At 75.1% G+C, this 12,091-nt stretch carries 8 protein-coding genes; 7 read left to right on the top strand and 1 reads right to left on the bottom strand.

Going from position 1 to position 12,091, the window contains the following annotated elements:
* From infB to ACWEPF_RS38750, 7 genes are all read left to right on the top strand, one after another.
* Positions 1-1,904 (top strand): translation initiation factor IF-2 (infB, locus tag ACWEPF_RS38720; protein WP_452176348.1); only part of this gene is annotated, 1,904 nt, incomplete at its 5' end.
* A gap of 130 nt (positions 1,905-2,034) precedes the next feature.
* Complete coding sequence (locus tag ACWEPF_RS38725; RefSeq protein WP_345285664.1) at positions 2,035-2,331, top strand: DUF503 domain-containing protein; 297 nt, start codon at positions 2,035-2,037, stop codon at positions 2,329-2,331.
* 147 nt (positions 2,332-2,478) lie between these two features.
* Positions 2,479-2,922 (top strand): 30S ribosome-binding factor RbfA, encoded by a 444-nt coding sequence (gene rbfA / locus ACWEPF_RS38730; RefSeq protein ID WP_345285666.1) that lies wholly within the window; start codon positions 2,479-2,481, stop codon positions 2,920-2,922.
* A gap of 2 nt (positions 2,923-2,924) precedes the next feature.
* The gene (locus ACWEPF_RS38735) at positions 2,925-4,046 is read left to right on the top strand and encodes a DHH family phosphoesterase (RefSeq protein WP_452176349.1); all 1,122 of its coding nucleotides are present in this window, start codon (positions 2,925-2,927) and stop codon (positions 4,044-4,046) included.
* A gap of 41 nt (positions 4,047-4,087) precedes the next feature.
* Complete coding sequence (gene truB / locus ACWEPF_RS38740; protein ID WP_345285670.1) at positions 4,088-5,017, top strand: tRNA pseudouridine(55) synthase TruB; 930 nt, start codon at positions 4,088-4,090, stop codon at positions 5,015-5,017.
* A 351-nt stretch (positions 5,018-5,368) separates the two neighbouring features.
* On the top strand, positions 5,369-9,073 hold the full coding sequence (locus ACWEPF_RS38745; RefSeq protein ID WP_452176350.1) for a hypothetical protein: 3,705 nt from the start codon (positions 5,369-5,371) through the stop codon (positions 9,071-9,073).
* A gap of 65 nt (positions 9,074-9,138) precedes the next feature.
* Positions 9,139-10,086: a bifunctional riboflavin kinase/FAD synthetase gene (locus ACWEPF_RS38750; protein WP_452176351.1), complete on the top strand. Its 948-nt coding sequence runs from the start codon at positions 9,139-9,141 to the stop codon at positions 10,084-10,086.
* Between the two features lie 86 nt (positions 10,087-10,172).
* Here the strand turns inward: ACWEPF_RS38750 and ACWEPF_RS38755 are convergent.
* The coding region (locus tag ACWEPF_RS38755; protein ID WP_452176352.1) for a MinD/ParA family ATP-binding protein at positions 10,173-12,091 on the bottom strand (1,919 nt) is incomplete at its 5' end.

Raw genomic sequence — 12,091 nt, forward strand, 5'->3', positions numbered from 1 at the left:
CCGTCGCGATGCTGCGGGCCGCCGACGCCCTCATCCGCGAGCGCCAGGACGCCGTCCTCTCCGGCGCTCTGCCTCAGGCCGAGCCCGTCGTGCTGCCGCGCGGCAACGGCCAGTCCGTTCGCCTGTCGCGGGGCTCGTCCCTGACGGACTTCGCCGAGAAGATCAACGCCAACCCGGCCGCGCTCGTCTCGGTGATGTTCAACCTCGGCGAGATGGTCACCGCGACCCAGTCGGTCTCCGACGACACGCTCCAGATGCTGGCCGAGGAGATGGGCTTCCAGCTGGAGATCGTCAGCCGGGAGGACGAGGACCGCGAGCTGCTCGAGTCCTTCGACATCGACTTCGGTGCCGACGAGGGCGACGAGGAGATGCTGGCCGCGCGTCCGCCGGTGGTCACCGTCATGGGTCACGTCGACCACGGTAAGACCCGCCTGCTCGACGCCATCCGCAAGTCCAACGTGGTGGCGGGCGAGGCCGGTGGCATCACCCAGCACATCGGTGCGTACCAGGTCGTCACCACGGTGAACGGCGAAGAGCGCCCGATCACCTTCCTCGACACCCCGGGTCACGAGGCGTTCTCCGCCATGCGTGCCCGTGGTGCCAAGTCCACCGACATCGCGATCCTGGTGGTCGCGGCCAACGACGGCGTCATGCCGCAGACGGTCGAGGCGTTGAACCACGCCAAGGCCGCCGGCGTGCCGATCGTGGTCGCGGTCAACAAGATCGACGTCGAGGGCGCGGACCCGACCAAGGTCCGCGGCCAGCTGACCGAGTTCGGTCTGGTGGCCGAGGAGTACGGCGGCGACACCATGTTCGTCGACATCTCCGCCCGCCAGGGCCTGCACATCGACTCCCTGCTGGAGGCCGTGGTCCTGACCGCGGACGCCTCGCTCGACCTCCGGGCCAACCCGGAGCAGGACGCGCAGGGCATCGCGATCGAAGCCCACCTCGACAAGGGCCGCGGCGCCATGGCGACCGTGCTCGTGCAGCGCGGTACCCTCCGCGTCGGTGACTCGATCGTGGTCGGCGACGCCTACGGCCGCGTCCGCGCGATGCTGGACGAGAACGGCAACAGCCTCGCCGAGGCCGGCCCGTCCCGCCCGGTGCTGCTGCTCGGTCTGACCTCGGTGCCCCGCGCCGGCGACAGCTTCATCGTCGTCGACGAGGACCGCACGGCCCGTCAGATCGCCGAGAAGCGCTCGGCCCGCGACCGCAACGCCGCCTTCGCGCAGCGTCGGGTCCGGATCTCGCTCGAGGACCTGGACAAGGCCATCGCAGCGGGCTCCATCGAGCAGCTCAACCTCATCATCAAGGGTGACGTCTCCGGTTCCGTCGAAGCCCTCGAGGACGCCCTCGTCAAGCTCGACGTGGGCGAGGAGGTCGAGCTCCGGGTGCTGCACCGCGGCGTCGGTGCGATCACCGAGTCGGACGTCGACCTGGCCATGGGCTCGGACGCCATCATCATCGGCTTCAACGTGCGCGCCGAAGGCCGCGCCCGTACCGCTGCCGAGAAGGAAGGCGTGGACGTCCGGTACTACTCGGTCATCTACCAGGCCATCGAGGAGATCGAGAACGCCCTCAAGGGTCTTCTCAAGCCGGAGTACGAGGAGGTGCGCCTCGGCTCCGCGGAGATCCGCGAGGTCTTCCGCTCCTCCAAGTTCGGCAACATCGCGGGTGTCATCGTCCGCGAGGGCCTGCTGCGCCGCAACGCCAAGGCCCGCCTCATCCGCGACGGCAAGGTCATCACCGAGAACCTCACCATCGAGGGTCTGCGCCGCTTCAAGGACGACGCCACCGAGGTCCGCGAGGGCTTCGAGGCCGGTGTCACGCTCGGTTCGTTCAACGACATCAAGGTCGAGGACGTCATCGAGACGTACGAGATGCGCGAGAAGCCCCGCGCGTAACGCGGTGTGAGCCGGGGCCGGTCGACGGGTGCAAATCCCGTCGACCGGCCCCGGCCTCACTGTTAGCCTCCAGGTACGCCCGTTCGGGCAACTCCTTCGAGGCCCCCAGGCCGGCTCTGGCCTGTCACATATGTTCGTAGGAACACTCACCTTCGACCTTCTCCTCGGCGACGTGCACTCGCTCAAGGAGAAGCGGTCGATCGTGCGGCCCATCGTGGCCGAGCTGGCGCGCAAGTACAGCGTGTGCGCCGCAGAGGTAGGGAACCAGGACCTCCACCGCAGGGCCGAGATCGGCCTGGCGGTCGTCTCCGGCGACGCCGGGTACGTCACCGAGGTGCTGGACAGCTGTGAGCGGCTGGTCGCCGGCCGCCCCGAGGTGATGCTGCTCTCCGCGAGGAGGCGGTACCACGGCGACGACGATGATTGAGGTGGGACGTCCGGCCGGCCGGTCGGGAGCGTCACACCGACGAGGACCGAGAGCGCCCGCAAGGCCGGGCGCGGGCGGGTACGTTGGGGCCAGGGCCGCACCGGGTGCGACCGTCCCGGTACCGCGCTCACTGCACGAGGAGGCAACGTGACCGACACCGCAAGGGCGCGCAAGCTCGCCGACCGCATCCAGGTGGTGGTGGCCGAGACCCTGCAACGCCGGATCAAGGACCCGCGGCTGGGCTACGTGACCATCACCGACGCCCGGGTCACCGGTGACCTGCGCGAGGCCACCGTCTTCTACACCGTCTACGGTGACGAGGCGGAGCGGGAGGCCAGCGCCGCGGCGCTGGAGAGCGCCAAGGGCGTGCTCCGCTCCGAGGTCGGCAAGCAGACCGGCGTCCGCTTCACCCCGTCGCTGACCTTCGTCGCCGACGCGCTGCCGGACAACGCGAAGAACATCGACGACCTGCTCGACAAGGCCCGGCTCTCCGACGCCGCGGTGCGCACGGCCTCGGCCGGCGCCACCTACGCCGGGGACGCCGACCCCTACCGGGTGCCGGCCGCCGAGCGCGACGACGAGGACGAGTAGCCATGACCGGCGAGCCGGTCGAGGCCGGCCAGGGGGCATCTTCCACCGACACGGTGGAGGGTGCCCTCGCGGTGCTTCCCGGGCCGCGCAGCGCGGGTGACGGCGAGTCGTCGGCCGCGGGCGAGCCCGGGGCCCCCGCGCTGGCGGGCGAGTGGCAGCGGGTGGTGGAGCTGCTCGGCCGGGCCGACGAGGTGGACCTGATCTGCCACGTGAACCCGGACGGCGACGCGCTCGGTTCGGCGCTGGCCGCCGGGCTGGCGCTGCGGGCCCGCGGCTGCCGGGTCCGGGTGTCCTTCGGCGACGACCCGCAGGTGATCCCCGAGTCGCTCTCCTTCCTGCCCGGCCAGGAGCTGATCGTGCCGGCCGCCGAGGTGCCCGAGGTGCCCGCGCTGGTGGTCTGCTTCGACGTGGCCTCCACCGGCCGGCTCGGCCTGCTGCACGACAAGGCCTTCGCCGCCCCGGCCCTGGTGGTCATCGACCACCACGCCTCCAACCCCGGCTTCGGCACCCACCGCCTGATCGACCCCACCGCCCCGGCCACCGCCGTGCTGGTGGACGAACTGCTGCGGCGGCTCGGCGTCGAGCTCGACCAGGCGCTGGCCACCTGCCTCTACACCGGCGTGGCCACCGACACCGGCTCCTTCAAGTACGCGGCCACCACCCCGGCCACCCACGAGTTCGCCGGGCGGCTGCTGGCCACCGGCATCCGGCACGACCTGATCTCCCGTCAGCTCTGGGACACCTCCTCCTTCGGCTACCTCAAGGTGCTGGCCGCGGCGCTCGGCCGGGCCGTCTACGAGCCGGACGCGGCGGGCGGCCGCGGGCTGGTGTGGACCTGGGTGCCGTACCAGGAACTGGTGCTCTACGGCGTCACGGTGGAGGAGATCGAGGGCCTGATCGACGTGCTGCGGCGCCCGGCCGAGGCCGAGGTGGCGCTGGTGCTCAAGCAGGACCCGGACGGCACCCTGCGCGGCTCCTGCCGGGCCAAGGGCGAGGTCGACGTGGCCGCGGTCTGCGCGGACCTCGGCGGCGGCGGGCACCGCTTCGCGGCGGGGTTCTCCGCGCGGGGGGACGTGGACGCCACGGTCGGGCGGTTCCGGGCGGCGCTGGGCGCGCACGGCTGATTTCTTCTTCTTGGTAAGTACTAGGTGCAGAGAAAGAACTGATGAAGCGTAAAGGCACGGGCCCGGACGGACTGGTCATCGTCGACAAGCCGGAGGGCCTGACCTCGCACGGCGTGGTGGCCAAGCTGCGCTGGCTGGCCGGCACGAGGAAGGTCGGGCACGCGGGGACGCTGGACCCGATGGCGACCGGCGTGCTGGTGATCGGCGTCGAGCGGGCCACGCGGCTGCTCGGGCACCTGATGCTCACGGCGAAGACCTACGAGGCGACGATCCGCCTCGGGCAGACCACCGTCACGGACGACCGCGAGGGCGACGTCACCGCCTCGGCGGACGCCTCCGCGGTGGCGCGGGAGGCGATCGACGCCGGGATCGCGGCGCTCACCGGCGAGATCATGCAGGTGCCGTCGAAGGTCAGCGCGATCAAGATCGACGGGAAGCGCTCCTACGCCCGGGTCCGGGAGGGCGAGGACTTCGAGCTGGCGGCGCGGCCGACCACCATCCACTCCTTCGTGGTGCACGAGCAGCGCGCGGCGGTGGCGGAGGACGGCACCCCGGTGATCGACCTCGACGTCACGGTGGAGTGCTCCTCCGGCACCTACATCCGGGCCCTGGCCAGGGACCTGGGCGCGGGCCTCGGGGTCGGCGGTCACCTGACCGCCCTGCGGCGGACCAAGGTCGGGCCGTACGGGCTCGACTCGGCGCGGACGCTGGAGCAGCTGGAGGAGGCCGTCAAGGGGGAGGACGGCGCCCCGCTGGAGGTGCTGGCGATCGGGGACGCGGCAGCCGCGGCGTTCCCCCGCTGGGACGTCGACGCCGAGCAGGCCGAGCAGCTCTCGCACGGGACCCGCCTTAAGGCTCCGGGCCTGGGCGTGGACGGGCCGATCGCGGTCTTCGCGCCGGACGGGCGCTTCCTGGCCCTGATCGAGGAGAAGGCCGGCCAGGCCAAGCCGGTCGCGGTCTTCGTGGGCTGACGACGCACCCTGCCGGGGGCAGCGGACGGAATTGGTCATACCGGGGGCGCGGGGAACTGCGCGCTGCGGGAGGAAACGACCCGTGTGCCGGGTACGGACGCTCACTTGCAAGTGGATCTCCGTACCCGGCACACGGGTTTTCGTCTTCCGATTTCGCGCAGTTCCTCGCGCCCCTGACCGCCCTCCGGGCGGTCCGAGGGCGGTCCGAGGGCGGTCCGAGGGCGGTTCGAGGACGGTTCGAGGGTGGCCGGGTCGCGGTGAAGTTCATCCCTTCAGGTGAGTGGCGGTAGCGGTCCGGGTGGGAGCGGGCAGGTACCGGGCGGGTGTTGCCGGGGACGAGGGGCGGGCGTCGTGCTGCTGCGGATCTGCGGGGCGGACGGACTGGTGCGCGGGCTGGGCTTCGTGGCGGACCGGTCGGGCACCGTGGTGACGGCCCGTCAGGTGGTGGCGGGGGTCGCGGAGCTGGTGCTGCACACGGCGGGCGGGCAGGCCCGGGTGCTCGGGCGTGAGAGCGTGGAGGAGCTGCCCGGTGCGGGCTTGGCGCTGCTGCACACGGCGGGCGTCGGGGGCCTGCCCGATCAGCCGCCGCCGATCGCGGCGGGGGTGGGCAGCGGGCTGCTGACCGTCTGCCAACTCGCCGCCGGGGTGTGGGAGCTGACGCAGCTCCAGGGCGGCGTGCGGGCGGTCGGTCCGGACGGGGTGCTGGAGCTGGAGCTGCCGCAGCTGCGCGGCCCGGTGACGGCGGGCGCGCCGGTGCTGTGCGCGGAGAGCGGGGCGGTGCTCGGGGTGCTGGCGCCGGGGCCGGGTTCGCGGCCGGTCGCGCTGCCGCTGGACGGGCCGGAGCTGGCGGCGCTGCGGGCCAGGAACGCCGAGGCAGCCCCCGCGCACGGGCGGGCGCTCAACCTCGGTGGGGTGCTCCAACTGGCCTCGGTGCAGCTCGGTTCGGCCGGCGCCGGGCCGGGCCGGATCGCGGATCTGGCGGCCGACCGGGTGGACCGCCCGGACGGGCTGACCGGGGAGGAGCCGCAGGCGGTGGTGTCGGCGCTGCTCGGCCCGGCCGGGAGCGGGCGCTCCACCGAACTGGCGGCGTTGGCGGTCCGCCGGATGGGCGGGCCGGGGCCGCTGCCGACGATCTGGCTGCGCGGGGCCGATCTGCTGGCGGGGGAGCCCACTCCGGCCGCCGCGGTCCAGCGCCAACTGGGGCGGGCGGCGGGCCTGTTGGGCGTGCCGGAGCCGGGGCTGCCGGAGGTGCTGCTGGTCTGTGCGGCCGCGGAGCGGCCGCTGCTGGTGCTGCTGGACGGGCTGGAGGAGGCGCCGGCCGTCGTCACGGTGGAGTGGCTGGCGGGGACGGTGGAGTGGCTCGCGTTCGCCGGAGCGCGGCTGTTGGTGGCGGCCCGGCCGGAGGGCTGGCCGGGGTTGGCGGGGGCGGCGGTGCACGGGCTGGGGGAGCTGCCCGCCGAGGTGGCGGCCCGGGTGGCCCGCCGGTACGGGACGGAGCCCTTCGACGGGCGGCCGCTGGCACTGCGGCTGGCGGGCGAGACGGGAGCGCCGGCGGACCTGGCGGAGCTGTACGCGGGCTGGCTGGAGCGGGCTTGCCGGGAGGCGGCCCGGGCGGTGGCGGCGGCCGGGGCCGCCCGGCGGGCGGGGGCGCACCGGCGGGGCGGGCCGTCCCCGGAGCTGGCGGAGGCCCGGGAACGGGAGCGGGCGGGGGTGGTGGCGGAGCGGCTGCGGGAGGTGGCCCGCCGGATGCTGTCGAGCGGTCACGGCACCCTGGACGCGGCCGACTTCGACGAGCTCTTCCCGGCGGCGGGCGGCTGGGCCGGCGCGGCGTTGGGTGTCCCGCTGCTCGTCCCGGCGGGGCGCGGCTACCGCTTCCCGCACGAGGACCTCGCGGACTGGCTGCAGGCCGCCCAGCTCGACCTGGACGCGGCCCTGCGGCTGCTGCTCGGCGAGGTGGGGGGAGGCGGCGGCGCGGCGTACGGCGCTCCGGACGGGTCGGTGGGGCAGGGGGCGGCGTCCGGGACGGCGGGCGGCGCTCCGGACGGCCACCCCGACGAGTCGGTGAGGCGAGGGGTGGCGTCCGGGACGGCGGGCGGTGGCGCGCGGGACGGTGGGTCGGCGGGGAGCGCTGCCGCGGCCGGCCCGGGCGCCACGGCCCGCTCCGGCCCGTCGGAGGATCCCGCGCGCAGCCTGGGCGGTCCGCCCTCCTCCGGTGCCCCGTCCGGCCCCGCTTCGCCGTTCTCCGGCTCCGCGTCCGCGTCCGCCGAGGCCCTCGTCGGTTCCGCGTCGGGTGCGGGCTCCGCCCCGGCTGCCTCCGAGTTCCCGTCCGGCCTGACTTCGCCCTTCGCGGGCTCCCCCTCCGTCCCCGCCCCCGTCGGTTCCGCGTCCGGTGCCGGCTCCGCCCGGGCCGTCTCCGAGCTCCCGTCCGGCCCGGCTTCGCCGTTCTCCGGTTCGCCCTCCGTCCCTGCCCCGGTCCCCGCCGGAGGCGTGCCGCGGTGGCGGGTCGGGGTGGTGGGGTGGGCGCTGCGGCGGGTGGCGGAGCGGTACGGGGCGCAGGGGTTGGACGGGTGGTTGTGGCGGTTGTGGCGCGGGGTGGAGACGGCGCCGGGGCCGGAGGAGGGTTGGTGGGCGCGGCGGCTGCTGGTGGACGGGCTGGGGTTCGGGGCCGGCCCCGCCGCGCACCGGGAGCTGCTGGAGCGGATCGCCGAGCGCGGTGGCGGCGGCCTGGAGCCGGGGTTCTGGACCGGGCTGCCGCTGCCGGTGGAGGACCGGGTGGGGCTGTTGCGGCGCCTGGTGACGGCGGGTCAGCCGGTCGGTCCGGCGGTGGCGGCGCTGTTGGCTGCCGAGCCTCGGGAGGTGCTGCCGCTGCTGTGCGGCTGGTACCGGAAGACCGGCGGCAGTGCGGCGGGCGACCTCGCGGACGACCTGCTCTTCGCGCACCGGCACGGTGCGGTGGACGACCTGACGGAGTGTCTGGCGATCGCCGCCCATCCCCGGGCGGACGCGCTGCTGGCCCGGCTGGCCGCGGAGGAGCCCTCGGCGCTGTGCCGGGCGGTGGACCGGTGGAGCCACCGGCCGGGCCCGCACTGGCACGTGGCGGCGGCGGTGCACGGGCTGCGGGTGGCCCCGTACGCCGCCGGGACGGGGGCCGAGCTGCTGTGGCACGCCGCCCGGACGCTGCTCGCCCGGGAGGAGGAACCGGCGCTGCACGGTGCGGCGTTGGCCCTGCTGGTGCGGGAGCCGGCGGGCCGGGTGCGGCACCTGGAGCGGGCGCTGGAGGCGTTCCTGCGGGACGATCCCTTCGTCACCGCCGAGGCGCTGGCCCCGGTGCTGGCGGACGAGCCGGGGCCGGTGCTGGCGGCCTTCCGGCGGCGGCTGGCGGAGCCCGGGGCGGCGGTGGCGGAGGTGCTGCGGGTGCTGGCCGGGCAGCCGGGCCCCGAGCTGCTCGGTCCGGCCCTGGACCTGGCCGCCGAGCTGCTGGAACGCGCGGAGCGGGAGGGCGGCCCGGCCCGCGAGCGGACGGCTGGTCAGGTCGTCGAGCACCTGGTGGGACTGCTGGCGGGCCCGGCCGGTCCGGAGGCGGTGGTGGCCGCGGCGGCGGGCGGGCCGCCCGGGCTGCGCGCGGCGCTGGCGCTGCTGCTGACCGAGCCGGAGCACCCCACCGGGCTGCTGGCCGCGCTGCTGGCCGAGGAGCGGGACCCGCTGGTGCTGGTGCCGGTGGTGGAGCGGCTGGCGGCCCGCTATGACGGCGAACCGCCTGACGGCACCAGGGAGTTGGTGCGGATCGCGGCGCAGGGCGGCGGGCCCGGGGTGGACGCCGCGCTGGTCCGCGGGGCGGGCCGCTCGGCCGGGTTCGCCCGGCTGCTGGCCCACTGGCCGCCGGACGAGCCGGGTCCGTGCGGTGGCCCGTTGCTGACCCGGATGCGGCTGTTGGCGGCCGACGGGCGGGACCCTCAGTACGCGGCGGCGGAGGCCGAGCGCTGCGCCTTGGTGCGGACGCCGCGCGCAGCTGCGGTTCCGGTGCCGACACAGCATCGGGCGCATGGCACGCTATAGGGGTCCGGTAAGGAAGCGAGGGCGTGCGGTGACCGCACGCCGGTTCGGGAACAAGGAGCGGTCAGGTGCAGCGCTGGCGTGGCCTGGAGGAGATCCCCGGGGACTGGGGGCGCAGCGTCGTCACCATCGGATCGTTCGACGGTGTGCACCGGGGCCACCAGCTGATCATCGGCCGGGCCGTGGAGCGGGCCCGGGAGCTCGGGGTGAAGGCGGTCGTGGTCACCTTCGACCCGCACCCGAGCGAGGTCGTCCGGCCGGGCAGCCACCCGGCCCTGCTGGCGCCGCAGCCGCGGCGGGCGGAGCTGATCGAGGGGCTGGGCGTGGACGCGGTGCTGGTGCTGCCGTTCACCGCCGCGTTCTCCCAGGAGTCCCCGGAGACCTTCGTGCGGACCGTCCTGGTGGAGGCGCTGCACGCGAAGCTGGTCATCGAGGGCCCGAACTTCCGGTTCGGCCACAAGGCGGCGGGGAACGTCGCGCTGCTGGCCGAGCTGGGCCGGGCGGACGACTTCGCGGTGGAGGTGCTCGACCTGGAGCTGCGCGGCACGGCCGGGGACGGCGTGCCGTTCTCCTCCACGCTGACCCGCCGACTGGTCGCCGAGGGAGAGGTGGAGGCCGCCGCCGAGGTGCTCGGCCGTCCGCACCGGGTCGAGGGCGTGGTGGTCCAGGGTGCCCAGCGCGGGCGGGAGTTGGGCTACCCGACGGCCAACGTGGACACCGTCGCGCACAGCGCGGTCCCGGCCGACGGCGTCTACGCGGGCTGGCTGACCGCCGACGGCGAGCGGATGCCGGCGGCCATCTCGGTCGGCACCAACCCGACCTTCGACGGGACCCACCGGACGGTCGAGGCCTATGCCATCGACCGGGTCGGCCTGGACCTGTACGGCCTGCACGTGGCCGTGGACTTCCTGGCCTACCTGCGCGGGATGGAGAAGTTCGACTCCATCGAGGCGCTGCTCGACCGGATGGCCGACGACGTGAAGCGGGCCCGTGAGCTGACCGACTCGGCGCTCTGACCCGGCACTCTCGCCCGGGGTCTGACGGACCGTACGCCGGAGGGCGGCCCACCGAGCTGGTGGGCCGCCCTCCGGCGTGACGGGTGCTACTGCTGCTGCTGGGGCGGCGGCGGGTAGCCGTACCCGGGCTGCTGCGGGGGCTGCTGCGCCCACTCCTGGGGCAGCGGCTGCTGCGGGTAGCCGTACTGCTGCGGGGGCTGCTGCTGGGGGGCCCAGGGCTGGCCCTGCGGCGGGTAGCCCGGCTGCTGGCCCTGCTGGGGCGGGTAGCCGCCCTGCTGGGGGTAGCCCGGCTGCTGGCCCTGCTGCTGCGGGTAGCCGCCCTGCTGGGGGTAGCCGCCCTGCTGCTGGGGCTGGCCCCAGCCGCCGGCCGCGTGCTGGGCGCGCATGATGTCCTCGCCGACCAGGGTGGCGAGTTCGAAGTAGGCGTCGCGGACCTTGGGGCGCATCATCGCGAGGTTGACCTCGGCGCCGGCCGCCAGGCTCTCGTCGAAGGGCACCACCACGACGCCGCGGCAGCGGGTCTGGAAGTGCGCGACGATGTCCTCGACCTTGATCATCTTGCTGGTCTCGCGGACCCCGGAGACCACCGTGATGGCGCGCTGCACCAGGTCGGCGTAGCCGTGCGCGGAGAGCCAGTCCAGCGTGGTGGAGGCCGAGCTGGCGCCGTCCACGCTGGGCGTGGAGACGATGATCAGCTGGTCGGCCAGGTCGAGCACGCCGCGCATCGCGCTGTAGAGCAGGCCGGTGCCGGAGTCGGTCAGGATGATCGGGTAGTGCTGCCCGAGCACCTGGATCACCTGGCGGTAGTCCGAGTCGTTGAAGGTGGTCGAGACGGCCGGGTCGACGTCGTTGGCCAGGATCTCCAGGCCCGAGTGCAGGTCCTGCGAGGTGAACTGACGCACGTCCATGTAGCTGCGCAGGTGCGGGATGGCGGTCACCAGGTCGCGGATGGTCGCGCCGGTCTGCCGCTTCACCCGGCGGCCGAGCGTGCCGGCGTCCGGGTTGGCGTCGATCGCGATGACCTTGTCCTGGCGCTCGGTGGCCAGCGTGGCGCCCAGCGCGGTGGTCGTGGTGGTCTTGCCGACGCCGCCCTTGAGGCTGATGACGGCGATCCGGTAGCAGGAGAGCACCGGGGTGCGGATGACCTCCAGCTTGCGGGCCCGGTCGGCCTGGGCCGCCTTCCCGCCGAACTTCAGCCGGGACTCGCGCTGCTGCTTCGGCTGGCCGCGCAGCAGGCGGTCCGAGGAGAGCTCCACGGCCGCGGTGTAGCCGAGCGCGGCGCCGTGCGCCATCGGCTGCTGCTGGCCCTGCCCCTGGAAGGCGACCGGTGCCTGCGGCACGGCCTGCTGCGGGTACGGCTGCTGCACCTGCTGCTGGGGGTACGGCTGCGGTGCGGCCTGCTGGGGCACGGCCTGCGGCCAGCCGCCCTGCCGCGGGTCCACCGGCTGCTGCGGCGGGGCGGTCTGAGGGTGCGTCGGCTGCTGGGGCCACGGCCCGGGCTGCGGACCGGGCGGGACGGCCCCGCCCTGCTGCGGGTACGGCGGCTGCGGCGGGCCGGGCTGGGCGTGCGACGGCTGGGCGTGCGGCGCCTGGGGGTGCGGCGGCTGGGCCTGGACGGGCTGCTGCGGCACCGGGCCGGGGACGGCCTGCCCGTCCGCGGGAGCGGGGGCCGGAGCGGGGGCGGGCACCGGAGCGGGCGGCACGGGGGCCACGGGCGCCGGCGCGGACTGCAACTCGACCGGGGCGGGCGCCGGTTGGCCGTGGTCGGTGACCGGCGGCAGCACGGCGGTCTCGACCACCTCGGCGGGCGCGGGCGCGGGGGCCGGAGCCGGGACGGCGGGCGCGGGAGCCACCGGCGCGGGCGTCTCGGCGACCGGGGCCGCGGCCACCGGTGCGGGCGGAGCGACCGGGCCCGGCGGATGTGGGTCGGCTGGCTCATGTACCGGCGGGCCAGCGAGATGACCTGGCCGGGCATGGTGGCCGAGAAGAGCAGGGTCTGCCGCTT

Source organism: Kitasatospora sp. NPDC004289, assembly GCF_053602875.1.